At 70.7% G+C, this 22,698-nt stretch carries 22 protein-coding genes and 1 pseudogene; 14 read left to right on the top strand and 9 right to left on the bottom strand.

All coding sequences use genetic code 11. The annotated features are described in order from the left end of the window. Window positions 1-715, bottom strand: a 715-nt coding sequence (locus U1T56_RS09510; RefSeq protein ID WP_418159220.1) for a hypothetical protein, incomplete at its 3' end; no start/stop codon positions are given. Between the two features lie 486 nt (window positions 716-1,201). On the opposite strand from U1T56_RS09510, the gene U1T56_RS09505 reads away from it, so the two are divergent. Next, the gene (locus tag U1T56_RS09505) at window positions 1,202-1,567 is read left to right on the top strand and encodes a DUF6496 domain-containing protein (RefSeq protein WP_418159219.1); all 366 of its coding nucleotides are present in this window, start codon (window positions 1,202-1,204) and stop codon (window positions 1,565-1,567) included. Between the two features lie 204 nt (window positions 1,568-1,771). Here the strand turns inward: U1T56_RS09505 and U1T56_RS09500 are convergent, their stop codons facing one another. Beyond that, window positions 1,772-3,283 (bottom strand): calcium-binding protein, encoded by a 1,512-nt coding sequence (locus U1T56_RS09500; protein ID WP_418159218.1) that lies wholly within the window; start codon window positions 3,281-3,283, stop codon window positions 1,772-1,774. A gap of 371 nt (window positions 3,284-3,654) precedes the next feature. Here U1T56_RS09500 and U1T56_RS09495 point away from each other — a divergent pair, with 371 nt between their 5' ends. Genes U1T56_RS09495 through U1T56_RS09485 form a run of 3 tightly spaced genes read left to right on the top strand, consistent with a single transcriptional unit; the run spans window position 3,655 to window position 5,124 of the window. After that, the gene (locus tag U1T56_RS09495) at window positions 3,655-4,050 is read left to right on the top strand and encodes a hypothetical protein (RefSeq protein ID WP_418159217.1); all 396 of its coding nucleotides are present in this window, start codon (window positions 3,655-3,657) and stop codon (window positions 4,048-4,050) included. After that, the gene (locus U1T56_RS09490; protein ID WP_418159216.1) at window positions 4,047-4,775 is read left to right on the top strand and encodes a coiled-coil domain-containing protein; all 729 of its coding nucleotides are present in this window, start codon (window positions 4,047-4,049) and stop codon (window positions 4,773-4,775) included. Before U1T56_RS09495 ends, U1T56_RS09490 begins: the two co-directional genes overlap by 4 nt. A gap of 4 nt (window positions 4,776-4,779) precedes the next feature. Next, the gene (locus tag U1T56_RS09485; protein ID WP_418159215.1) at window positions 4,780-5,124 is read left to right on the top strand and encodes a cell division protein ZapA; all 345 of its coding nucleotides are present in this window, start codon (window positions 4,780-4,782) and stop codon (window positions 5,122-5,124) included. A gap of 150 nt (window positions 5,125-5,274) precedes the next feature. Here the strand turns inward: U1T56_RS09485 and U1T56_RS09480 are convergent, their stop codons facing one another. Further along, window positions 5,275-7,083, bottom strand: a complete 1,809-nt coding sequence (locus U1T56_RS09480; RefSeq protein ID WP_418159214.1) for a PHA/PHB synthase family protein — start codon at window positions 7,081-7,083, stop codon at window positions 5,275-5,277. A 251-nt stretch (window positions 7,084-7,334) separates the two neighbouring features. On the opposite strand from U1T56_RS09480, the gene U1T56_RS09475 reads away from it, so the two are divergent. From U1T56_RS09475 to U1T56_RS09440, 8 genes are all read left to right on the top strand, one after another. Next, window positions 7,335-8,381: a hypothetical protein gene (locus U1T56_RS09475; RefSeq protein WP_418159213.1), complete on the top strand. Its 1,047-nt coding sequence runs from the start codon at window positions 7,335-7,337 to the stop codon at window positions 8,379-8,381. 120 nt (window positions 8,382-8,501) lie between these two features. Continuing rightward, entirely contained in the window at window positions 8,502-9,731 is a 1,230-nt protein-coding gene (locus tag U1T56_RS09470; protein WP_418159230.1) for an LL-diaminopimelate aminotransferase, read from the top strand. After that, a complete protein-coding gene (locus tag U1T56_RS09465) occupies window positions 9,731-11,032 on the top strand; it encodes a homoserine dehydrogenase (RefSeq protein ID WP_418159229.1) in 1,302 nt (433 codons plus the stop codon). The genes U1T56_RS09470 and U1T56_RS09465 overlap by 1 nt, the downstream gene beginning before the upstream one ends. A gap of 52 nt (window positions 11,033-11,084) precedes the next feature. Next, entirely contained in the window at window positions 11,085-12,077 is a 993-nt protein-coding gene (glpX, locus tag U1T56_RS09460; RefSeq protein ID WP_418159212.1) for a class II fructose-bisphosphatase, read from the top strand. A 10-nt stretch (window positions 12,078-12,087) separates the two neighbouring features. Next, window positions 12,088-13,839, top strand: a complete 1,752-nt coding sequence (recJ, locus tag U1T56_RS09455; RefSeq protein ID WP_418159211.1) for a single-stranded-DNA-specific exonuclease RecJ — start codon at window positions 12,088-12,090, stop codon at window positions 13,837-13,839. Window positions 13,840-13,959: 120 nt separating this feature from the next. Next, window positions 13,960-14,439 (top strand): DUF4383 domain-containing protein, encoded by a 480-nt coding sequence (locus U1T56_RS09450; protein ID WP_418159210.1) that lies wholly within the window; start codon window positions 13,960-13,962, stop codon window positions 14,437-14,439. Between the two features lie 218 nt (window positions 14,440-14,657). Next, a complete protein-coding gene (locus tag U1T56_RS09445; protein ID WP_418159209.1) occupies window positions 14,658-15,569 on the top strand; it encodes a dihydrodipicolinate synthase family protein in 912 nt (303 codons plus the stop codon). A 4-nt stretch (window positions 15,570-15,573) separates the two neighbouring features. Beyond that, entirely contained in the window at window positions 15,574-16,062 is a 489-nt protein-coding gene (locus tag U1T56_RS09440; RefSeq protein ID WP_418159208.1) for an OsmC family protein, read from the top strand. 33 nt (window positions 16,063-16,095) lie between these two features. Here the strand turns inward: U1T56_RS09440 and U1T56_RS09435 are convergent, their stop codons facing one another. Continuing rightward, window positions 16,096-16,899, bottom strand: a complete 804-nt coding sequence (locus U1T56_RS09435; RefSeq protein WP_418159207.1) for a phosphate/phosphite/phosphonate ABC transporter substrate-binding protein — start codon at window positions 16,897-16,899, stop codon at window positions 16,096-16,098. Window positions 16,900-17,059: 160 nt separating this feature from the next. Between U1T56_RS09435 and hydA the strand changes: the two genes are divergently transcribed. Further along, entirely contained in the window at window positions 17,060-18,526 is a 1,467-nt protein-coding gene (hydA, locus tag U1T56_RS09430; protein ID WP_418159206.1) for a dihydropyrimidinase, read from the top strand. 19 nt (window positions 18,527-18,545) lie between these two features. Next, window positions 18,546-18,728, top strand: a pseudogene (locus U1T56_RS09425) (hypothetical protein); the annotation flags it as partial. Window positions 18,729-18,928: 200 nt separating this feature from the next. Here U1T56_RS09425 and U1T56_RS09420 read toward each other — a convergent pair. The 5 genes from U1T56_RS09420 to U1T56_RS09400 all read right to left on the bottom strand — a co-directional run bounded on the left by U1T56_RS09420 (window position 18,929) and on the right by U1T56_RS09400 (window position 22,609). Further along, complete coding sequence (locus U1T56_RS09420; RefSeq protein ID WP_418159205.1) at window positions 18,929-20,197, bottom strand: tetratricopeptide repeat protein; 1,269 nt, start codon at window positions 20,195-20,197, stop codon at window positions 18,929-18,931. Window positions 20,198-20,427: 230 nt separating this feature from the next. Beyond that, complete coding sequence (locus U1T56_RS09415; protein WP_418159204.1) at window positions 20,428-20,979, bottom strand: hypothetical protein; 552 nt, start codon at window positions 20,977-20,979, stop codon at window positions 20,428-20,430. Window positions 20,980-21,032: 53 nt separating this feature from the next. After that, window positions 21,033-21,764: an SDR family oxidoreductase gene (locus U1T56_RS09410; protein WP_418159203.1), complete on the bottom strand. Its 732-nt coding sequence runs from the start codon at window positions 21,762-21,764 to the stop codon at window positions 21,033-21,035. 92 nt (window positions 21,765-21,856) lie between these two features. Beyond that, a complete protein-coding gene (locus U1T56_RS09405; protein ID WP_418159202.1) occupies window positions 21,857-22,099 on the bottom strand; it encodes a sulfurtransferase TusA family protein in 243 nt (80 codons plus the stop codon). Window positions 22,100-22,123: 24 nt separating this feature from the next. Further along, window positions 22,124-22,609: a hypothetical protein gene (locus U1T56_RS09400; RefSeq protein WP_418159201.1), complete on the bottom strand. Its 486-nt coding sequence runs from the start codon at window positions 22,607-22,609 to the stop codon at window positions 22,124-22,126. Window positions 22,610-22,698 lie beyond the last annotated feature (89 nt).

Genomic DNA, 22,698 nt, shown 5'->3' with positions numbered 1-22,698 from the left:
CGAGCGAGGCGAGGATGGCGAGCCGGGCCGCCTCGCGCGCGGGGTCGGCCTCGACCGGCGGCAGGACCGCCGCGTCCTCCTCGGGCGGGGCGGGCTCGACCAGGCGGCCCGGCGGCTCGGGTTCGCTCGGCCGTGGCGACAATTCGTTCGTGCAAATATCCCTCGTGCCCGTCTCACCCGCCCCCGCGGTGTCCTCGGCCGCCGGGGCTGGTACCGGTGCTGCGGCGGTGGCCGCGCGCGGGGCGAACAGGCCGGCGCGCTTGGCCTTGCGGTGCTTCAAGAACAGGTCGAGCGCCCGCCGGGCGGCGTTCTGCGCTGCCGCCTGGTAGCGCAGCACCGTCGCGAGCGCGGCGCGGGGTGCCGGTGCCTCGATCAGATCCAGCCCGTCGACCACGCTCGCTTCGGCGCGCAGGGCGACGAGCACCGCCGCTTCTTGCGCATCGGCGCGGCTCGCCTGCCAGAAGGCGGTGGCGAGCGCCTCGATCGCCGCCTGCTCGCTCGCGTCCTCGGGGGCGTAAGTGGCCTCGAGCCGGCGGACGAAGGCGGCGAAGGCGGTGCCGCTCTCCTCGGGCAGGAGCCGGAAGCTCTTGGCGCGCAGGCCGTGCTCGAGGGCGTTCATGGACGAGCGGGCCTTGCCCTCCGGGGTCTTGGGGCCGCGCTGCTGCGGGGCGGGGGACGGGTCGGCTGTGGCGGTATTGGGGGCGAGGTCGGGCACGGGGGGCAGGTCCGGGCTGAGGGGCAGCTGGCCCGAGCCTAGCCGGATCTAGGAATATAGTCAAGAGAGGCGGGATCTCCGGAGCATCATGAGAAATCAGCCTCTTCGTCTTGTGCCAGCCGAGGCTCTGCCATAGGGCGATGCCAGACCTGTCTGCTCCATTTCCGGTCGCCGTCCGGCAAGCACGCCCGAGTGTCACGAAGAGGGGCGATTTCGCGTGATGTTCCGGGAATCCCGGCCTCGAGTCGCTGCCAAGTAAAGAAAAGGCCGGGTGGATCGCTCCACCCGGCCGAAGCAGCAAGGATCAGGGAGGCTAAACAGACGCCGATGATGTAGGACAGTTCCGGCCGCCCGGGAAGTGGGCGGACGAAGATGTCGCTGCGACGAGAAGAAGAATGCGGCCGATCGCAGCAGCACATCGGCACTGGAACAGACCGGGCCGGGTCGGGGTTGTGCAGCGGGAAGAATCCAATCCGGAGATCTCCTATGACACGGCAGTCGAGAGCGCAGAAGGAGACGGTCGAGCGGGTCATGCACGAGTTCAAGCACGGCGAGCTCGAGACCCATGGCCGGAAGGTGAGGAACCCCCGGCAGGCGATCGCGATCGCGCTGCACGAGGCCGGCACCTCGAAACAGGAGAGCGAGGCGGCGAACCGGCGCCATCTCGCCCGCACCAAGCGCAAGGAGCGGGCGGGCCAGACCGCGCGGGCGCAGAAGGAGGGTGGCAGACGCCGTGCGTCGGGCGGCGACGGTCGGACGCGGGCCGAGCTCTACGCCGAGGCCAAGCGACAGGGCATTCCGGGCCGCTCCAAGATGGACAAGGCCGAGCTGGCGCGAGCGCTGCAGCACTGAAGCGCCGGCTCGCGGCCGGGCGGAAGCGCCCCGTCCCGATCCTTCCCACGCGAGACATGGGAGGAATCGGGACGAGGATCGCTCCGGACCGTCCGCGGACGGCACCAGGGCCAGTTTCCAACGGACCAGGCGGAGCTACCGTCGAGCGTCATGGCTGGCCCATGACACCGGCAGCCGCTCCGCCCGATGCAGCGGAAGCTCGCTTCAGAGGACGAAATCCGCCGCTGTCAGCGCGATCCTGCCGGTGAGCTGGATCTCGAGCTCGGGCTGGGAATCGGCGTCGGTGCTGGCCTGGACGATGGTGTTGCTGCCATCGTAGAGATAGTGGAGCTGGCCCGCGGCGGTGAAGCCGTTGGTGCCGATGAAGGTGAAGGCCTGATCGCCCGCCCGGCTCGCGTTGGCGTCGAACGAGGCGAGGTCGATCTTGTCGCTGCCGCGCTGGAAGTCGACGATGATGTCGCGATGGCCGGGGCCGATGCCGGTATCGCCCGGATTGATGTCGAACACGTCCTTGCCGGCTTCGCCGTACATCCGATCATAGCCCGTCTGGCCGATGATCCTGTCGTTGCCCGTGCCGCCATAGAGGACGTCGTTGCCGGCGCCGCCGTAGAGCGTGTCGTTGCCGCCGAGCCCGTTCAGCTCGTTGGCGCCCGAGCTGCCCCGGATCTCGTCGGCGAAGCTCGAGCCCTTGGCGTTCTCGATGCCGACGAACCGGTCGACCTCGCTGCCGCGCATGCCCTTGGCCAGGCCGAGGTCGATCTTCACCGCGGCACCGCTCACCTCGTAGGTCACGGTGTCGCTGCCGGTGCCGCCGTCCAGGAGATCGTTGCCGTTGCCGCCGGCGAGCAGGTCGTTGCCGTCGACGCCGTAGATGGAGTCGTTGCCGTTGCCGCCGGTGAGATAGTTGGCGAGGCTGTTGCCCTTGATGGTGTCGTTGTAGTCGGTACCGCCGACGTTCTCGATGCTGTAGAGCGTGTCGGTCTCGCCGCCGCGCGTGGCCCTGCCCAGCGCGAGGTCGACCGTCACGCCGCCCGTGCCGCCGTCGCGCCAGTAGTTGGCCCAGTCGCTGCCGACGCCGCCGTCGAGGACGTCGTTGCCGGGGCCGCCGATCAGCCAGTCGTCGCCTCCCTCGCCGTAGAGCCGGTCGTTGCCGGTGTTGCCGGTGAGCGTGTCGTTGCCCCAGCCGCCGCTGACCGAGTCGTTGCCGGCGAGCGCGTCGATCCGGTCGTCGCCCCAGGTCCCGATCAGGGTGTCGTTGCCGTTGGTCGGGCCGTTGGTCCAGATGCCGTCGGCGAACTGGATGGTGTAGTAGCCGCTGTAGTCATGATAGTCCCGGATGGCCACCCGGTCGCTCGATCCGTTCTTCATGATGAACAGATCGTCTCCGTCATATTCGAAGCTGACATCGGAAATGTCGAGATCGGTGAAGACGACCTTGTTCGAGCCGTAATAGTCTTCGATCGTGTCCTGACCGAAGCTGCCGGAGAAGTAGTACTCGTCGTTGCCGGTGTAGCCGTTGAGGTAGTCGTTGCCGGCACCACCGTAGAGCTTGTCGGCGCTCTCGCCGCCGTAGAGATAGTCGTTGCCGCCGTTGCCGTAGAGCGTGTCACGGCCGGGGCCGTCCCAGTAATAGCCGTTCGGCCCGCCGTAAATGTAGTCGTCCCAGTCCGATCCGTTGATGACGTCGTCACCGACGGTACCATAGTAATAAGGCATGATCGAATATCCTTGCTCGTCTCGTTCAGCAACCCGTCCCCCCGCGGGACGCGGCCGCATACCCCCTTGCTCGCTGCCGGGCCGCCGGCGGCAGGGCCGGACGACAGGCACGGTGCTCGGATCGCACGCCGCGGCGATGTGACGACCGGGCATGTCCAGGTATCATTGGCAGGTTAGCTTCGAACGCGCGGATCACAATCCGCTAGCGTCCTGATTTGGGACGGAAGACCGCTTCTTCGGACAACAATCATCTTTCAAGCGTCCAAAAATATGCGAAAAGGACGGAAAAGTTGGGTCGATCCGATGCAATATCCATGTGCGACGAGACTCGACCGGTCGACGTGAGGGACGGAAACGTGAGACGCCCGGGCATGAAGCGGTCGACGCGGGAAAAGCTGCGTCTCGTGCTGTTCGAGTTCCTGCGCTTCGCGAACGAGCAGAAGCTCAACACCAACGACATCGTTCTCTACCAGTGCCTCGCCATGGCGGACGGCGCCGCGTCGCTTCGCGGCCTGGCTCTCGCCTCGGCGCTGCCGGTCGAGACGGCGCGGCGCTCCTTGGGCCGGCTGGCGGCGAAGGGCCTGGTCGAGCGGACCGAGGCCGGCATCCGTCTGACCGAGGCCGGCCGACGGCTCGGGGACGAGATCTATCTGCTCCTCTGGGATCGCCTCGAGGGCCGGCTGCGCAGCCTGTGCGCCGATCTCGGGGAAGAAGCCGACAGCGACGCGGGGCCGGGCTCCTCCGGGCCGGTCGAGCGCACGCGTTGACGGCGCCCGCACCGCATGGCAAGGCCACGCGGGTGGTGGCGCTGGCGAAAGGAACGCGGGCGGGGATGGGAGCGCTCGACGCGGCGGAGAAGGAGCTCGATGCGGCGTTCGGCCGGTTCGAGGGCCTGATCGGACGCCTGCAGGAATGGCGGCGGATCGAGGCCGAAGCCGAGCGGCGGGTCGCGGTCGCGGAGGCCGAGGCGAAGGCGCGGACGGCGGCGGCCGAGGCCGAAGCCGCGCGACGGATCGAGGCGGTGGAGGCGGCAGCCGCGCGACGAGTCGCGGCGGCCGAGGCCGAGGCGGAACGCGCCCGCGCGGAGCACGCGGCGGCGGCCGGGGCGCGCGACGGGCTCGCGGCCGAGCGGGAGCGGCTGCAGCGCGAACTGGCCGCGGCTCAGGCGCGCGCCGAGCGGGCGGCGGCCGAAAGCGCGCAGCGGGCGAGCGAGGCCGAGCGGCAGATCCGGGAGCTCAGGAGCGCGGTCGAGCAGCTCCAGCAGCAGCTTCGTGTGGTCTCGGGCGAGAAGGAGCGGCTCGAGAAGCAGGCGGCGCAGGCGTCGGGCCGCGCCCAGACGCTCGAGCGCGAGGCGCTGATGCTCAAGGGCGAGTGCGAGCGGCTCGGGCGCGAGCTCGCCGGCACCAAGGCCCGCGGCGAGCGGCTCGAGCAGGCGGGCCGCGCCGTCCTGGCCCAGCTCCAGCGAGCGCTCGGCGAGCAGGAGCGCGGCTGAGGGAATGGACACGGTCGAGGTGACGATCGGCGGACGTCGGTTCCGCCTGCAGTGCGGCGCCGGCGAGGCGTTCCGCGTGCACCAGCTCGCCCGTCTGGTGGACCAGTGCGCCGCCGGCCTGATCCAGGGGCAGCGCGGGCTCGGCGAGGAGATGATGCTGCTGATGACGAGCCTCGTGCTCGCCGATCAGCTCGACGAAGCGCGGAGCGAGCTCGAGCGGCTGAAGGGCGAGCTCGCGCGGGTGGAGGGTGCGATCCGCGAGCGCGCGGCCTGGGCGGTCGCCACGGCCGCACGCCGGCTGGACGCGCTGGCGGCGCACATCGAGCGCAGCGCCGCCGAGGCGGGGTGACGGACCGCGGGCCGAATGGGCCCGACCGTAGGGACGTCAACGGCGGACGGCCACGGCCGCCGAGTTGACATCCCCTCGAAAACCGACCAGGGCCGGCATCCGCGCGGGTGCCGGCCCTGGTGACGGAGCAGAGAAGGCTTCGGCCCGACCTCAGACCAGGCGCACCTTGACGTAGGAGCCGGGGGCGGCCTCGATCGGCTTCAGCTTGCCGTCGCCGGGACGACGGGCCGGGACCATCTCGCCCGCGAACGAGGCGTTCCACTGCGCCCAGTCGTTCCACCACGAGCCCTCGTGGTGGGTGGCGCCCGCGTACCAGGCATCCGGGTCGGCCGGGAGCCGGTCGTTGAGCCAGTAGCCGTACTTGCCGGACGCCGGCGGGTTGACCACGCCCGCGATGTGGCCCGAGCCGGCGAGGACGAACTTCTTCGGCCCCCGGTAGATCTGGGTCGCGGCGTAGGTGCTCTTCCAGGGGGCGATGTGGTCCTCCTTGGTCGAGAGCCAGTAGACCGGGACGTCGATCGTCCGCAGGTCGATCGGCACGCCGCCCAGGGTGACGCCGCCCGGCCTGACCAGCGCGTTCTCGTGATAGCACTTGCGCAGATAGAAGCTGTGCATCGCCGCCGGCATGCGGGTGCTGTCGGAGTTCCAGTAGAGGAGGTCGAAGGGGAACGGGTCCTTGCCGAGGAGATAGTTGTTGATCACGAACGACCAGATCAGGTCGCTGGCGCGCAGCATGTTGAAGGTCGTGGCCATCTCCGAGCCCTCGAGATAGCCGCGTTTCGCCATCATCTTCTCGATGGCGGCGAGCTGCTCCTCGTCGATGAACACACCGAGCTCGCCGGGATCGGTGAAGTCGACGAGACTCGTGAAGAAGGTGGCGGCCTTGATCCGCTCGTCGCCCTTGGCCTTCATCCAGGCGAGCGTGGAGGCAAGAAGCGTGCCGCCGAGGCAGTAGCCGATGGCGGTGACCTCCTTCTCGCCGGTCGCCTGCTCGATGGCATCGAGCGCCGCGAGCGGGCCCTCGAACATGTAGTGTTCGAAGGACTTGTGGGCGAGCTTCTCGTCGGGGTTGACCCAGGACAGCACGAACACGGTGAAGCCCTGGTCGACGCAGTACTTGATGAAGCTGTTCTTGGGCTGCAGGTCGAGGATGTAGAACTTGTTGATCCAGGGCGGCACGATCACGAGCGGCCGTTTGTGGACCTGCTCGGTCGCGGGCGCGTACTGGATGAGCTGCATGAGGTCGGTCTGGAACACGACCTTGCCGGGCGTGGTCGCGATGTTCTTGCCGACCTCGAACGCGTCGAGATCGGTCATCCTGATCGCGAGCCTTCCTTTGCCGCGCTCGAGGTCCTCGAGCATGTTCTTGAGGCCGCGCAGGAGGTTCTCGCCGCGGGTCTCGAGGGTGGCCCGCAGGACCTCGGGGTTGGTGACGACGAAGTTCGAGGGCGCCATCATCTCGACGAACTGACGCGTGTAGAACTCGATTTTCTGCTGCGTCTTGTCGTTGAGCCCGTCCTTCTTGGCCGCGACCTGCATCAGGTACTTCGAGGTCAGGAGATAGGACTGCTTGATGAAGTCGAACAGTGCGTTCTCGTTCCAGGCGGCGTCCTTGAAGCGGCGGTCGGCGCGATCGGGGACGATCACCGGCTCGACCTCGACCCCCATCATGCGTTGGGCCGTGGTGTGCCACAGGCGGACATAGTCCTGCCAGAGCTGGAACTGGGCCTGGACCAGCTCGTGCGGGTTGCTCATCAGCCGCGTGCACATCTCGAGGAACGTGCCGCCGATCCTGGAGCCGTCCACGCCGGGCACGGCCGAGCCCGCCACGTCGATGTCCTTCTGCCGGACGAGGAAGTCCTCGACCAGCTTGCGGCTGCGCTCGGCGATGTCGCCGAGGATCGCCACAACCTGCTCGGACTGCTCGTCCCCCGCCTGCGCTTGCTGTTGCTCGGCCATCTTCCAATCCCCTATCATCCACCGCGCCGCGCTGCGCGCTCGCCCATCGCCGGGCCTTCGGGAATCGCCCGAGCCCTGTCGATGAGCCTCCGCCGGTCGGGAAATCTCTACAGCTGGATCGCTACCGGACCGTGTATGTAGTCAATCCGCGATCTGTCGCCAACGATCCGAAGCGGGCGATATCACCCGGCACCCGTGGCCGGCATGCGACGGGCAGCCTTCTGCCACGCGGCATTTCGTTGCAGCGCAGCATGGCCTCCGGCTGCGCCCTCCTGCTGCTCCTGGCCACAGCCGCCTGCGAGCGCTCCGGCAGGCCGGGGGCGAGCCCCGCCGTCCCGGCCTCGCCCAGCGACTATCCCGACCTCGCGAGCGTGCCGCCGCGCCCACACCTGAGCTATACGGTCGAGCAGCGGCGCGCGATCGCGGATGCGCTCGTGGCCGACCGCGAGAACGCGCGGCATCGCGCGGCCGAGCTGGCTTACGCCACCGGCCAGAGCAAGACGCCGCCGCCGGCGGCACCGGCGCCGGCGGCGGCCGAGACCGCAGGAGCGCCGCAGAAAGCGGCGCAGCCGGCCGCGGCGGGCCAGCCGCCCGGCGATGCGGCCATCGCCCGCGCCTATGTCGAGGAGAACCTGAACGCCGCCGCCGACGATGGCCGCCTGCGGAAGTTCATGCGCCGCCTCGGGCGCAAGATCCCGGACCCTTACGGTCCGGCCTCGATCACCGAAGCCCTGGGCCTGTCCGGCCCGGCGCAGCCGGCCGAGGGTGCGGCACCCGCTTCCGGCGGGCAGCCGCCCGCGGCGCCCCCTGCGGCCGGGGCGAGACAAGGCAAGGTCGAGGCGCAACCCGGTGCGATCCAGCGCTTCGGCAGCTATCTCGGCGGGCTTCTGGGCCTCGACGAGGGCGGCAACGATGGAGAGAAGAGCGCCGCCGGGGTCCCGCAGCCGGTCGCGACGACCGCTGCCGTGGAGTCGCCGGCCCGGAGCGCGGCCCACGTACCGCGCCAGGTTCCGGCCGCGGGCTCGGTGGTGGCCCGCGTGTCGTTCGCCCCACGGAGCACGAGCCTCGCCGCCGACGCCCGGAGCCGGCTCGCCCAGGCGGTCGAGATCGCACGTGCCGCCGGAGCAGGGCTCAGGATCGTGGCACCGGCCGCGCCGGCGGGGCTCGGCATCGACCGCGGCCGGCAGGTGGCGATGGCGCTCATGCAGGCCGGCGCCTCCGCGAGCCAGCTCGAGCTCAGCACGGGCGGCGTGGGCGACGAGGTGGTCGTCTACCTCGCGGCGTCCCGGCCGAGCTGAGCGCAAAGCCGCAGCAGCTTCGGCCCGGATGCGGATTCGCGATCCGCGCGAAACGTGCTAGGAAGCACGGCCAAGATGGCGGCCCGCGGCTCGGGCCGCCGCATCTCCTGGATCGAGCGCATGAAAGAGCCCGAATTCCACCGCATCCGTCGCCTGCCGCCCTACGTCTTCGCCGAGGTCAACCGGCTCAAGGCGGCGGCCCGAGCCGCGGGCCGCGACATCATCGATCTCGGGATGGGCAACCCGGACAGCCCCACGCCCAAGCACATCGTCGACAAGCTGGTCGAGACCGTGCGGGACGGAAAGACGCACCGCTACTCGACCTCGCGCGGCATTCCGGGCCTGCGGAAGGCCTGGGCCGGCTATTACGAGCGGCGCTTCGGGGTCAGGCTCGACCCCGAGACCCAGGTGTGCGTGACGCTGGGCTCGAAGGAGGGGCTCGCCAACCTCGCCCAGGCGATCACGGCACCGGGCGACACGATCCTCACCCCCAACCCGAGCTACCCGATCCATCCCTTCGGCTTCATCATCGCCGGCGCCTCGATCCGGCACGTGCCGTTCGGACCGGGAATCGATCTCATGCGCGAGCTCGCGCATGCCGCCGAGCATTCGGTGCCGGCACCCAGCATGGTGGTGCTGAACTTCCCTTCGAACCCGACGGCGCTCACCTGCGACCTCGACTTCTACAAGGAGATGGTCGCCTGGGCGAAGGCCAAGGAGATCTGGCTCCTCTCCGACATCGCCTATGCCGAGATCTATTTCGGCGACGAGCCGCCGCCCTCGATCCTGCAGGCACCCGGTGCTTTCGACGTCGCGATCGAGTTCGGCTCGCTCTCCAAGACCTATTCCATGCCGGGCTGGCGTATCGGCTTCGCCGCCGGCAACACCCGGCTCGTCTCGGCGCTGACCCGGATCAAGTCCTACCTCGACTATGGCGCCTTCACCCCGATCCAGGTGGCGGCGACGGCGGCGCTCAACGGGCCGCAGGACTGTGTGGAGGGGTTCCGCAAGCTCTATCGCGAGCGGCGCGACGTCCTGGTCGACGGACTCGCCAAGGCCGGCTGGCCGATCCCGAAACCCGACGCCACCATGTTCTGCTGGGCGCCGGTACCGAAGCGGTTCCGCCATCTGGGCTCCCTGGGCTTCGCGAAGCTGCTGCTCGAGGAGGCGGACGTGGCGGTCTCGCCCGGGATCGGCTTCGGCGAGTACGGCGAAGGCTATGTGCGCATGGCGCTGGTCGAGAACAAGCACCGCCTGCGGCAGGCCGTGCGCAACATTCGCGCCTTCCTCGCCCGGCACGGCGGCGAGACGGCGGCGGATGCGGCCCAGCCCGAGAAGGCGGTGGCGTGATGGCGAACGGGGAGAAGAGCTTGCGCATCGGCATCGCCGGGCTCGGCACGGTCGGCGGCGGCACGCTGCGCACCTTGCGGGAGAACGCGGAACTGCTCACCCGCCGCACCGGCTGCCGGCTCGTGGTGACGGCGGTGAGCGCCCGCGATCCGGGCCGCAAGCGCGACCTCGACCTCGGCGGCCTGCGCTGGCACGAGGATGCGCGAGCGCTCGCCGAGGACCCCGAGGTCGATCTGGTGTGCGAGCTGATCGGCGGCAGCGACGGGATAGCGCTCGAGCTCGTGCGGGCGTGCCTGAGGCGTGGCCGGCCCGTCGTGACCGCGAACAAGGCGATGCTCGCCCATCACGGCACCGAGCTGGCGCGCCTCGCCGAGAGCACGGGCGCGCCTTTGGGTTGGGAGGCCGCGGTCGCGGGCGGCATTCCGATCATCAAGTCTCTGCGCCAGGGGCTCGCCGCCAACCGGATCGTCAGCGTCTCGGGCATCCTGAACGGTACCTGCAACTTCATCCTGACGACGATGCGCGAGACCGGCCGCGAGTTCGCGGACGTGCTGGCCGAGGCGCAGGCCCTGGGCTATGCCGAGGCCGATCCCTCGTTCGACGTCGACGGGATCGACGCCGCGCACAAGCTGACGCTGCTGGCCTCGCTCGCCTTCGGCGGGCGGCCGCGCTTCGATGCGGTCCACATCGAGGGCATCCGGCACGTCTCGGCCATGGACATCGCCTTCGCGGGCCAGCTCGGCTACCGGATCAAGCTGCTCGGCGTGGCGCGGATGACCGCGGCCGGGCTCGAGCAGCGGGTCCATCCCTGCATGGTGCCGGCGGAAGCGCCCATCGCCCAGGTCGAGGGGGTGTTCAACGGTGTCGTGGTCGAGGGCGACCGGGTGGGCTCGGTCGTGCACGAGGGCCGGGGTGCCGGTGCCGGACCCACGGCCTCGGCCGTGGTCGCCGACATCGTCGATATCGCGCGGGGCCTGCGCCTGCCGGTCTTCGGCGTGCCGGCGAGCGGGCTCGCCGATCATCCGATCGCCCCCATGACGGCGCACCGGGGCTGCTACTACATCCGCCTCATGGTGGTGGACCAGCCGGGCGTGCTCGCCGACATCTCGGCCGTGCTCCGCGATCACAACGTGTCGATCGAATCCTTGATCCAGCGCGGCCGCAATCCCGGTCAGGCGGTGCCGATCGTGCTCACGAGCCATGATGCGCTCGAGGCCGACATGCGCGGCGCTCTCCAGCGCATCGGCGCGCTGGCGTCGGTGCTGGAACCGCCGCGGATGATCCGCATCGAGCGTCCATGAGCGGAAGACGCCCGCGAGAGAGCGGCGTCGTCCGGAGGAGACGGGGGGAAGAATGAAGCAGTATCTGAGCGAGGACCGCAACTTGGCCCTCGACAGCGTGCGCGTCACCGAGGCGGCGGCTCTCGCCAGCGCCAAGCTGATCGGCCACGGCGACGAGAAGGCGGCGGACCAGGCCGCGGTCGACGCCATGCGTCAGGCGCTCAACGTGCTCGACATCGACGGCACGGTCGTGATCGGCGAGGGCGAGCGCGACGAGGCGCCGATGCTCTACATCGGCGAGAAGGTCGGCACCGGCCGCGGTCCCAAGATGGACATCGCCCTCGACCCGCTCGAGGGCACCACGATCACCGCCAAGGGCGGCGCCAACGCGATCTCCTGCCTCGCCATGGCGCCGCACGGCGGCTTCCTCAACGCCCCCGACACCTACATGGACAAGATCGCCGTCGGCGGCGGCCTGCCCGAGGGCGTGGTCAAGCTCACCGACAGCCCGGCCGAGAACCTCCACCGGCTGGCCGAGGCCAAGGGCGTGCCCGTGGGCGAGCTGGTCGTGCTGATCCTCGACCGGCCGCGGCACGCGGAGCTGATCGCGGCGGTGCGCAAGGTGGGAGCGCGCATCCGGCTCATCAGCGACGGCGACGTTGCCGGTGTGATCGCCACCGCCCGGCCCGAGAGCGGCATCGACATCTACATGGGCAGTGGCGGAGCACCCGAGGGTGTGCTGGCGGCGGCGGCGCTGCGCTGCATCGGCGGCCAGTTCCAGGGCCGGCTCCTGTTCAGGAACGACGACGAGCGCGCGCGGGCGCGGCGGATGGGGATCGAGGACCTCGACCGGATCTACAACATGACCGATCTCGCCAAGGGCGACGTCATGTTCGCGGCCACCGGCGTCACCGACGGCACCATGCTCAAGGGTGTGCGACGCCGCGGCAGCAAGGTCTTCACCGAGTCGATCGTGATGCGCTCCAAGACCGGCACGGTCCGGATCATCGAGACCGAGCACAACCTGCCGGTCAAGGCCGAGGTGGTGCCGCATATCCAGGGCTGAGGCGGCTGCGATGGAGATCGAGCGCAGCGTTCTCGGGCGCCGCTGGCGGCTGCGGCCGTGCGACGAGGCGCATGCGCTCGCGATCAGCCAGCTCCACGGGGTGCCCGAGATCGTGGGCCGGGTGCTCGCCGGCCGCGGCGTGCGCCCGGCCGAGGCGGCGGCTTTTCTGGCGCCGAAGCTCCGGCACTTCCTGCCGGAGCCTTCGCATCTTCTGGATCTCGACCGAGCCGCCGAGCGGCTGGCGGATGCCGTTCTGCGCGGCGAGAAGGTGGGGCTCATCGGCGACTACGACGTCGACGGGGCGACCGCCACCGCGCTCGCCGCGCGCTATCTGCGCTCGCTCGGGGTGGAGGTCGCGTTCGCGATCCCGGATCGGCTGCTCGAGGGCTACGGCCCCAACCCGCGCGTGATCGAGGAGCTGGCCGCCCGGGGCTGCCGGCTCGTCGTCACCCTCGACACCGGCACCACCGCCTTCGAGCCGCTGGCCCGGGCACGGGCGGCCGGGCTCGAGGTGATCGTCGTCGACCACCATGCGGCCGAGGAGCGGCTGCCGGAAGCGCTCGCCGTGGTCAACCCCAACCGGGTCGACCAGGAGAGCCCGCTCAAGCATCTGGCAGCGGTGGGAGTGACCTTCGTGGTGCTGGTCGGCGTGAGCCGGGCGCTGCGCGCGCGGGGCTTCTTCGCCGATCGGCCCGAGCCGCCGCTTCTGGGCTGGCTCGACCTCGTGGCGCTGGGCACGGTCTGCGACGTGGTTCCGCTCACGGGCCTGAACCGCGCCTTCGTCCACCAGGGCCTGAAGGTGGCGCACGGCAGCGGTGTTCCCGGCATGGCGGCGCTGGCACGGGCGGCGGGCCTCGCCGCCGTCACCGACGCGCGCCAGCTCGGCTTCGTGCTCGGCCCCAGGATCAACGCCGGCGGCCGGATCGGCCAGTCGGATCTGGGTGCGAGGCTCCTCGTGAGCGAGGATCCCGTGGAGGTGGCGGAGATCGCGGCACGCCTCGATGCGCTCAACGCCGAGCGGCAGGCGGTCGAGCGCGCTCTGCTCGACGCCGCCCAGCGTGCGGTCGAGGCGCAGGCCGCGGCCGGGCTGCCGGTGCTGGTCGCCGCCGGCCAGGGCTGGCACCACGGCATCGTCGGCATCGTCGCGAGCCGGCTGGTCGAGCGCTTCCACCGGCCGGTCGTGGTGCTGGGGGTGGCGGACGGCGTGGCCAAGGGCTCGGCGCGCTCGATCCGCGGCTTCGATCTGGGTGCCGCCGTGATCGCCGCCCGGCAGCAGGGCCTTCTCGTCCATGGCGGCGGTCACGGGATGGCGGCCGGCATGACGCTGGAGGAGGGTGGGATCCGGCGATTCCACGACTTCCTCGTGGAGCGGTTCGCGGCCGAGCGCGGCCCCGGCGTGCCGGAGCCCGAGCCGCTCGAGCTCGACGGTGCCTTGAGCGTGGGCGCAGCGCAGCCGGCGCTCGCGAACCAGATCGGCCTGATCGCACCTTACGGCCCCGGCAACGCCGAGCCCCGTTTCTGCCTCACGGATGCGCGGGTGACGAACGCGCGGGTCGTGGGCGACGGGCACGTGAGCTGCCTTCTCGCCGGGACCGCCGGCGGGCGCGTCAAGGGGATCGCGTTCAGGAGCGCCCAGACGGCGCTGGGCCGGATGCTGCTGGAAGGCCGGATCACGCTGCGGCTCGCCGGCCGGGTCAAGCTCGACGTCTGGCAGGGCCGCGAGCGGGCCGCGTTCGAGATCGAGGACGCGGCGGCACCTTGAGGACTAAGGCCCTGCCCTTGCCGGAACGAAGCCGGAACCTATGGTCTCTCGCGCACGTTCTGCATGCCGAGGGCTGAGGAGCCGGCATGGGCTCCGCAGCGTGCCAAGCGGAGAACATGGATGAACACGCGCACGTTCGCGCTCATTCTCGGCATCATTCTGCTGCTCGCCGGGATCGCCGGCTTCATTCCGGGCCTCGTCTCGCACGGCATGGAAACGATGGCGACCGGCACCGCGGCGCCCGGCGATGCCGGGCCGGCGCCGGCCACGGCCGCGAGCTACGGCTATCTCCTGGGCCTGTTCCCGACCAACGCGATCCATAACCTCGTGCACATCGTCTGGGGCCTCTACGGCATCGTCGCCTACCGCAGCTTCGCGGGTGCCAGGAGCTTCGCCAAGGCGACGGCGGTGGTCTATGCGATCCTGACGATCGCGGGCCTGATCCCCGGCCTCAACACGCTCTGGGGCATCGTGCCGCTGTTCGGCCACGACATCTGGCTGCACGCGCTGATCACGATCGCTGCGGCCTATTTCGGCTTCGCCCGCGCCGTCGACACCGAGACCGTGACCGCGACGACGGGCCCCACCTCGCGCGTCTGATCGGCCAGCCCCTTCCGATCCGCCGCTCCGGGGCCGCGGTTCTCGCCGGACCGCGGCCTTCCGTTTCCTTCCGGCTCTCGCCCGATCCCGCCGGCGCGGCTATGGTGCGCCGGGCCGGCAGGGTCGGCGAGCGTCCATGGTACCGGACACCATGAACGAATCCTGAACGCGCTCCCGATCCGACCGGAGCAAGGTCCAGCGCAGGAGGCAGGGGAAGGATGCTCACGAGCGACGCCAGAGGGGTCTACCTCATCGCCGCGACCCCGTTCCGGGAGACGGGCGAGCTCGACCTCGACGGCCTGGACCGGCTGATCGACTGGTATCTCGGCAAAGGCGTCGACGGACTCACGATCTTGGGTCAGCTCGGCGAGGCGCCGAAGCTCACGCACGGGGAAGCGCTCACCGTGGCGCGGCGGGTGCTGGCGCGGGTCCGAGCGCCGGTCGTCGTCGGCGTGTCGAGCCCCGGCTATGCCAGCCTCGTCGAGCTCACCCGTGCGGTGATGGAGGCAGGGGCCGCCGGTGTGATGATCGCCCCGCCCGGCACGCTCCGGGGCGACGACGCGATCCTCGCCTATTGCCGGGAGGTAGCCGAGCGGATCGGTGAGGCCGTGCCCTGGGTGCTGCAGGACTTCCCGCTCGCGGGCGGGCCGCCCATGAGTGCCTCGCTCGTGCGTCGGATCGCGGACGCCTGCCCCAACATGGTCGTGCTCAAGCACGAGGACTGGCCGGGGCTCGACAAGATCACCGCGATCCGCCGCCAGGAGGCCGAGGGGGCGCGACGGCTCTCGATCCTGTGCGGGCACGGCGGGATCATGCTGCCGCACGAGCTGTTCCGCGGTGCCGACGGTGCCATGACCGGGTTCTCCTATCCCGAGATGCTGGTCGGGGTGTGCCGGCTCGCGCGAGAGGGCCGGCACGAGGAGATGCTCGATCTCTACGACGCCTATCTGCCGCTCGTGCGCTACGAGCAGCAGCCGGGGCTCGGGCTCGCCGTCAGGAAGTACGTGCTGTGGAAGCGGGGTGCGCTGCCCACGCCGGCGCTGCGCGCCCCGGCGCCGAAGCTGAGCGCCGAGACGCGGGCCGAGGTGGACTGGCTCCTGGCCCGGCTCGAGCGGCGGCTCGGCGGGTAGGGCCATGGCCGGGCGGGCGCATCGCTATGCGCTGACCGTCACCTGGGAGGGCAACCGGGGCAGCGGCACGTCGGGCTACCGCGATTACGGTCGCGAGCATCGGATCGAGGCCCCTGGCAAGCCCGCGATCCCCGGCTCTTCCGACCCCGCCTTCCGCGGCGACCCCGCCCGCTGGAACCCGGAGGAGCTGCTGGTGGCCTCGCTCGCGGCCTGCCACCAGCTCTGGTACCTGCACTTGTGCGCCGATGCCGGTATCGTGGTGACGGCCTACGAGGACCGGGCCGAAGGCGAGATGGCCGAGGAGCCCGACGGCGGCGGCCGCTTCCGGCACGTCACCTTGCGCCCGCGCGTGACCGTGGCCCCCGGCACCGACCTCGCCCGCGCCCGAGCGCTGCACGCCGCGGCGCACGAGAAGTGCTTCATCGCCCGCTCGGTGAGCTTCCCGGTCCGACACGAGCCCGAAATCGTGGTGGGGGCGGGCGCTCCCGGCTGACGGGGGCCGGTCGTTGCCGCAGGGCGATACGCGTCATCCGAGAATGGCGCAGGGCTCCTTCAGGGCCGCTTCCGCCATCGCCGCCGTACGGGCGAAGGCGGTAGCGGTCGCCGGCAGAAAGCCTGCGATCCGCAAGCGCGCGCGGACTGCGGCGAGGTCCGGCGCCAGAGCCGTTTCCTCGAGAGCAGCGAAGAGCCGGCGGCGCTCCTCTTCGGGGCGGGCGATGGCGGTGACGTAGGGCAACGCCGGCGCCGGCTCGCTTTCGGCGAGGATGCGCAAGCGCCCGACGAGGGCAGGGTCGGCCGCGGCGAGGAGCGCCCAGGTCACGCAGTCGACGGCGGCGAGATCGGCCCGACCGCCCGCCACCGCCACGAGCGAGGCGCGATGGCTGCCGGTGAGGCGGCCGCGGCCGAGAAAGCGCTCGGGAAGTCCGTGACGGGCCAGCGTGTGCGCAAGGGCGACGAAGCCCGAGTGCGAGCCGGGATAGTTGATGGCGGCCACCGCACCGGCGAAGGCGGCGAGATCGCTCCTGGGATCGTCGCGGCGGACGACGAGGAAGGAGCGGTAGGTGCCGGGGCCGCAGCCGGGGACGCGATAGGACGGCAGCGCTACCGGGGCGACGACGCCCGCGAGATGGGTGACGAGATCGCGGCTGCAGCACTGGCTCAAGAGCAGATCGGGTGCGTGCCAGACGCGTGCGATCGGCTCGCTGCGGTCGAGCCCTGCCGGCACGGGTGCGAAGCCCTGGCGGACGAGCGCGGCGGCAAGCCCCGCCCACCAGCCATCGGTGGCGGCACGCAGCTCCGGCAGGTCGTACATGGGAAGGCTCGCGCGCAAGGTCGGCTCCTCGGGCATGGCTCGGGTGGGCGGGCGATTCTTGGCGCAGCGGGGAGGCCGGCGGAAGGTCGGGCGATGGCACCTATCAGCGGTCCGGGCTTTGCCGGGGCCGGCAAAGGCGATAAGGAGGCAGGCCTCGCCAAAAGACAGCAGGTGCCCCATGCCCGATTACGATCTCGTCATCCGCGGCGGGACCGTCGCCACCACCGCCGCCGCGTTCCCGGCCGACGTGGCGATCTCGGGCGAACGGATCGCGGCCATCGGCGAAGGCCTGGGCGAAGGTGCGAGGGAGATCGACGCGCGCGGCCGGCTCGTGCTGCCGGGCGGGGTCGACAGCCACTGCCACATCGAGCAGCTCACGGCGTCGGGGCTCATGAACGCCGACACGTTCGAGACCGCGACCCGCTCGGCCGCGATGGGCGGCACCACGACCGTGATCCCGTTCGCGGCCCAGCATGTCGGCATGAGCCTCGCGAAGGTGGTCGAGGACTACCATGCCGCCGCCGAGCGTGGGGCGATGGTGGACTACGCCTTCCACATGATCTTGTGCGATCCCAGGCCCGAGGTGCTGAAGGAGGAACTGCCGCCGCTGGCACGGGCCGGACACGGCTCGCTCAAGGTGTTCCTCACCTACGACCGGCTCCGGGTCGAGGACGCGCAGTTCCTGGACGTGCTCGAGGCCGCGCGCACGCACGGGCTCATGGTCTGCGTCCATGCCGAGAACCACGGCATGATCACCTGGATGGGCAAGCGCCTGCTCGAGCGCGGCTACACCCATCCCCGCTACCACGTGCCCTCGCATCCGCGCTTGGGCGAGGTCGAGGCGATCCATCGCGCCATCGCCTGCGCCGCCCTGATCGACCAGCCCCTGATGATCTTCCACGTCAGCACCGCCGAGGGCGCGGCCGTGATCCACCGGGCGCGCGGCGAGGGGCACAAGGTGTGGGGCGAGACCTGCACGCAGTATCTGACGCTGACGGCGAACGACCTCGACCGGCCGGGGGTCGAGGGGGCGATGTGGATGTGCTCGCCCCCTCTGCGCGAGCCTTCCGACCAGGAGGCCTTGTGGTGGGCGCTCGAGATCGGCACGCTTCAGACCGTGTCCTCGGACCATGCGCCCTACCGGATGGACGAGACCGGCAAGCTGGCGCAGGGGCCGAGCCCGCACTTCAAGGCGATCGCCAACGGCATGCCGGGACTCGAGCTGCGCCTGCCGGTGCTGTTCGACGCCATGGTGAGCAAGGGCCGGCTCGGGCTCGAGAAGTTCGTCGAGCTGACCGCCACCGCCCCGGCACGGCTCTACGGGCTGCATCCGAGGAAAGGCGGCATCGCCATTGGCGCCGATGCCGACATCGCGATCTGGGACCCGGAGCGGGAGGTCAGGATCGAGCAGGGCCCGCGCTGGGACAATGCGGGCTATACGCCCTATGCGGGCCGGACGGTGAAAGGCTGGCCCGTGACCGTGCTGCGGCGCGGGCAGGTCATCGCCGATCACGGGAAGCTCGAGGCGGTGCCCGGTTCCGGCCGCTTCCTGCCGCGCGCGGGCGGTCCGGCCGCGGCCCCGCTGGGCCGGACGGCGCCCGAGCTCGACCCGGCGCGCAATTTCGGGGCGCGGCTCAGGGGATAGGCGGTCGGCGCGTATTGTCGTGGTCCGGCGCTATAGGACCATACTTCACCGACGTGCCGAGCGGCCCGAGGCGGGGCGTGCCCCGCCTGCACGATCCGGCCGAGGTCGGCATGAACCCGACCCATGCCTCCCGGTCCGCCACCGGAAATACCGGACGACGCCGTTACGTACCCTCTGGCAGCATCCGCCCTATTTCCACGACGGCAGCGCGCCGACCCTGCTGGCGGTGGTCAACCACTATGACCGGCGGTTCGAGCTGAAGCTCACCTCAAGGCAGAAGGCCGACCTGGTCGAATATCTGAAGTCGCTTCGAGGAGCGCCCGCAAGACAAAGGGGGCGAAGGCGCAGCCGGCGACGATCCCGACGGCGCTGGCCCGGATCGGCCGAGGCCCGGGCCGGGCCTCAGCTATTCTTCGTCTTCGCGATCTGCCGGTCGAGATTGTCGAGCTGGCGCTGCGCGGCTCCGAGCTCGGGGTCGAGGGCCAGGGCCCGCTCGAAGTCGGCGCGCGCCTCCTTGAGCTTCTTCTGCAGAAGATAGGCGCGGCCGCGGCCGTAGTAGGCGGCGGCGAGATTCGGGCGGAGGCGGATCGCCTCGTCGAAGTCCTCGACCGCGGCCTCGGGACGGTTCAGGCGCAGGCTGGCGTTGCCGCGGCTCACGAACGGGATCGGGTTGTCGGGGGCGAGCGCTATGGCGCGGTCGAGATCGGCGATCGCGGCCTGGTCGTCGCCCTTCTTGGCCAGCGCGTCGGCACGGCCGGCATAGGCGGAGGCCAGCTTCGGGTCGCGCTCGACGGCGCTGCCGAAGTCGGCGATCGCCGCATCGAGTTCGCCGCGTTTCAGCCGGACGAGCGCACGCACACGATAGGCGTCGGCGAGGTCGGGCTTCAGCGCGATGGCGCGGTCGAGGTCGGCCTGCGCCCGGTCGAGGTCGCCCTGGCGGAACCGGGCATTGCCGCGGGCGAGATAGCCGTCGGCGAGGTTCGGATCGAGGCGGAGTGCGGTCTCGATGTCCTGAAGCGCCGCCACCTCGTCGCCCGCGGCCACGAAGGCGCTCGCCCGGCCGAGATAGAGGTTGGCCGAATCGGGCCTGAGCCGGATCGCCTGCGTGAAATCGCCTGCGGCTTCCGCGGGCTTGCCCGCCTTGCGCCAGGCCGAGGCGCGGTAGAGCCAAGCATCCGCCCGCTCCTGCCGGATCTTCAGCGCTTCGGTGAGATCCCGGATCGCCGGCTCGTGCTTCTCGGCGGCGAGGTTGAGCCGGGCGCGGGCCACGAGCGCGTCCACCGTCCAGGGCGCCACCGCGAGCAGCCGGTCGTAGTCGGCCAGCGCCCCCGGAACGTCGCCCGCCCGCTCGCGCAGCTCCGCCCGCTTCAGGAGTGCCGTGGCATCCTCGGGGCGTGCCGCGAGCACCGCGTCGAGATCGGCCATGGCATCCTTCGGCCGATCGGCCCGGGCATGGAGCAGGCCGCGGGTCAGGAGATGATCCAGCCGCTCCTCGGGCGAGGGCTGCTCGGCCAGAAGGAAGCTGCAGGCGGCGATCGCTTCGGCGACGTCGGGGTTGCGCTCGCGGCAGTTTCCTTGCGCCTGCTTGAGCTGGGCGCGGGTGGCGGCACCGCAGGCAGTGAGCGGCAGCACCATGAGCGCTGCCAGCATCGGCGCCAGAATCTTCCTCATGCTCGTCGTCCTACACGCGGTCCGCTCGCGGGCCAGGAGCGACGGGCTCGGCCCGCTCGCTGCGCCGCTCAACCCGGAGATGACGAATTCGTGATGCGATCGAGCGCACGATGCAAGTGATCCGATGGATACACGGTTGCGCAAATCCGGATGAACCTGCCAGCGGCGAGCCTCCCCTCGCATGATGGACCCGACTGCTCCGTGCAGCCGGGCTTCTCGCACCTTCGCTCTCAGCCCTGCGGCGGCGGCCGGGACGACCGCGGCAGCCCGATTCCGGCCGAAGGGCCGATCTCGCCCGGCGTGCGGCAGGTCTCGTAGGTGAGCCAGCCGACCTCCGTGCCCGCGGCGTCGCGCGCGGGCACGCGCTCGAGGCAGGGGCCGCTCGCCGGACGCTGCGCCGTCGCCGGCGTGTAGAGCGGGTTGCGCTCGCCGGCGAGCCGCGAGTTGGCGCGCACCTTCTCGGTGAGCAGCACCTTGCGCCCGTCCGCGACGGCGACGCAGTCGAGCCTGTCGCCGCTCTGGTCGAGCACGCGCACGCCCGTGAGGTTCTGTCCGATCGGCCAAGCCTTGGTGACCCCGACCGGCCTGCCGCCGGAGCCGGCGAGGCAGGCCCGGATACCGGGCAGGAGCTGCCCGAGATTCCGGCTCCAGTCGGGGCGCTGCGGCGGTGTGGCCGGAGAAACGGCCGCCACGGCCTGGGGCTGGGGCGCTCGCGCCGACCCGCCGGCGCAAGCCGCCAGCAGGGCCAAGGCGCCCATGCCCAGCGCCGCTACTCCTCGCATTCCGGGCTCCTTCGGTCGCGCATGGGCCGACGGCTTCGTCCTGCCGCCGGCGGTCAGCAGGTCATGCCACCATCGATAACGTGAATGACGCCCGTGGTGTAGGCGCTTTCGTCGGAGGCAAGATAAAGGGCGAGATGGGCGATCTCCTCGGGCGTGCCGAGCCGACCCATGGGCTGACGCGCGATGAACGCCTTGCGCGCGGCCTCGTAATCGCCCTGGGCCCGCATCCGCTCCTCAAGCGAAGGGGTCTCGACCGTGCCGGGGCAGATCGCGTTGCAGCGAATACCCCTGCCCACGAAGTCGATCGCGACCGACTTGGTGAGGCCGATCACCGCGGCCTTGGAGGCGCCGTAGACGCATCGGTTGGGGACACCCTTCACGCTGCCGGCGACGGAAGCCATGTTGACGATGGAGCCGCCGCCCTTCTCCAGCATGCCGGGCAGGAACGCCCGGATCATGCGGTACATCGAGCGCACGTTGAGCTCCATCGAGAACGTCCAATCCTCCTCGCTGCACTCGAGGATGGTGCCGTGATGGACGTAGCCGGCGCAGTTGAACAGGACGTCGATCGGCCCGAGCTCCTGTGCCAGAGCCTGGATCGCGGCACCGTCCATGACGTCGAGCCGCCGGGTATCGCAGTCCGTAAGCCCTGCAAGCTTCGCCGCGTCGATGTCGGTCGCGACGACCTGCGCGCCCTCGCGCGCGAACAGCTCGGCGCTCGCCCGGCCGATGCCTTGCGCCGCCGCGGTGACCAGCGCCCGCTTGCCTTGAAGCCTCCCGCTCATTCCTCTTCTCCTCGGATACGACGAACCAGAGGCGGCAGCGATGGCGGTACGAAAGGCCGCCCGTCAAGCGCCCGATGGATCGGGTCGAGGGCTCAGCCGCGCTTCACCAGGACGAAGCAGTAGACGCCGTCGGCCTCGCGGCTGTCCTTGAGCTCGTGGCCGGTCAAGAGCGCGAACTCCTCGAAGTCGCGCGGAGCCGCCGGGTCGGTCGCGAGTACGCGGACCGTGGCCCCCGGCGGCAGCACCATCAGGGCCTGCCGGGCCTTGACCAGCGGCAGAGGGCAGCTCAGGCCGCGGGCGTCGATCAGCGCGTCGTGATGCTCTTCCGGCGTCATGCCGCTCTCTCTCTCTCTCTCCCGTCAGCTCATCGACCGCTCGGCATAGGTGGCGCGCACACCGTTCAAAGACCAGAGCAGGAGGATGGCGACGAGCGGCACCCAGGCCCAGGCGGCGAGCGACCAGATCATGTAGGCCGAGCCCGCGGCCAGGAGCAGGAGCCCGATGGTGGCGGCGACCAGGCTGCGATGGTGGTCGATCAGGTGGATCATGAGGAAGGGCACGAGCATGCCCGCGAACCAGGGAAGATAGCTGCTGAACGGGTTCCCGAACATGTCGTGGCCGAAGAGCGCGATCACGACGCCGTTCCCGCCGCACAGGAAGGCGAGCAGCACCCAGGGCGCGATGGCGAGGCGGGCGACCGGCCCCACCTCGTAGCCGTGGTTGAGGCGCGGCCAGAAGAACAGCTTGAGGCCGCCCTCGTTGTAGATCCGCACCGCCTCGAAGCAGACGAGCAGCACGAGGCCCAAGATCAGAAAGCAGATGAGAACGACATCCGGCAGGCCCATGGGTCGCGGTTCCCCGACAGATCCGGCTGCGCCGGGTCGGCCTCGCGGGCGTGGCGGCGCCCGGAGCCGACCTCGCGGCCCGTTTCGGG

Origin of the sequence: Benzoatithermus flavus (genome assembly GCF_037908215.1) — a bacterium.
GTDB lineage: Bacteria > Pseudomonadota > Alphaproteobacteria > Geminicoccales > Geminicoccaceae > Benzoatithermus > Benzoatithermus flavus.
Note: the sequence above shows the minus strand (reverse complement) of the source record. Positions and strands in the feature narration are given on the sequence as shown.

Excerpts from the sequence above, each read along its gene's own strand:
- hydA (WP_418159206.1), top strand. The coding sequence starts at position 17,060 with ATGCCCGATTACGATCTCGTCATCCGCGGCGGGACCGTCGCCACCACC.
- U1T56_RS09465 (WP_418159229.1), top strand. The coding sequence starts at position 9,731 with ATGGCGAACGGGGAGAAGAGCTTGCGCATCGGCATCGCCGGGCTCGGC.
- U1T56_RS09505 (WP_418159219.1), top strand. The coding sequence starts at position 1,202 with ATGACACGGCAGTCGAGAGCGCAGAAGGAGACGGTCGAGCGGGTCATG.
- glpX (WP_418159212.1), top strand. The coding sequence starts at position 11,085 with ATGAAGCAGTATCTGAGCGAGGACCGCAACTTGGCCCTCGACAGCGTG.
- U1T56_RS09405 (WP_418159202.1), bottom strand. The coding sequence starts at position 22,099 with ATGACGCCGGAAGAGCATCACGACGCGCTGATCGACGCCCGCGGCCTG.
- U1T56_RS09400 (WP_418159201.1), bottom strand. The coding sequence starts at position 22,609 with ATGGGCCTGCCGGATGTCGTTCTCATCTGCTTTCTGATCTTGGGCCTC.
- U1T56_RS09500 (WP_418159218.1), bottom strand. The coding sequence starts at position 3,283 with ATGCCTTATTACTATGGTACCGTCGGTGACGACGTCATCAACGGATCG.
- U1T56_RS09415 (WP_418159204.1), bottom strand. The coding sequence starts at position 20,979 with ATGCGAGGAGTAGCGGCGCTGGGCATGGGCGCCTTGGCCCTGCTGGCG.
- U1T56_RS09485 (WP_418159215.1), top strand. The coding sequence starts at position 4,780 with ATGGACACGGTCGAGGTGACGATCGGCGGACGTCGGTTCCGCCTGCAG.
- U1T56_RS09440 (WP_418159208.1), top strand. The coding sequence starts at position 15,574 with ATGGCCGGGCGGGCGCATCGCTATGCGCTGACCGTCACCTGGGAGGGC.
- U1T56_RS09420 (WP_418159205.1), bottom strand. The coding sequence starts at position 20,197 with ATGAGGAAGATTCTGGCGCCGATGCTGGCAGCGCTCATGGTGCTGCCG.
- U1T56_RS09470 (WP_418159230.1), top strand. The coding sequence starts at position 8,502 with ATGAAAGAGCCCGAATTCCACCGCATCCGTCGCCTGCCGCCCTACGTC.
- U1T56_RS09475 (WP_418159213.1), top strand. The coding sequence starts at position 7,335 with ATGGCCTCCGGCTGCGCCCTCCTGCTGCTCCTGGCCACAGCCGCCTGC.
- U1T56_RS09445 (WP_418159209.1), top strand. The coding sequence starts at position 14,658 with ATGCTCACGAGCGACGCCAGAGGGGTCTACCTCATCGCCGCGACCCCG.
- U1T56_RS09450 (WP_418159210.1), top strand. The coding sequence starts at position 13,960 with ATGAACACGCGCACGTTCGCGCTCATTCTCGGCATCATTCTGCTGCTC.
- U1T56_RS09410 (WP_418159203.1), bottom strand. The coding sequence starts at position 21,764 with ATGAGCGGGAGGCTTCAAGGCAAGCGGGCGCTGGTCACCGCGGCGGCG.
- recJ (WP_418159211.1), top strand. The coding sequence starts at position 12,088 with ATGGAGATCGAGCGCAGCGTTCTCGGGCGCCGCTGGCGGCTGCGGCCG.
- U1T56_RS09495 (WP_418159217.1), top strand. The coding sequence starts at position 3,655 with ATGAAGCGGTCGACGCGGGAAAAGCTGCGTCTCGTGCTGTTCGAGTTC.
- U1T56_RS09480 (WP_418159214.1), bottom strand. The coding sequence starts at position 7,083 with ATGGCCGAGCAACAGCAAGCGCAGGCGGGGGACGAGCAGTCCGAGCAG.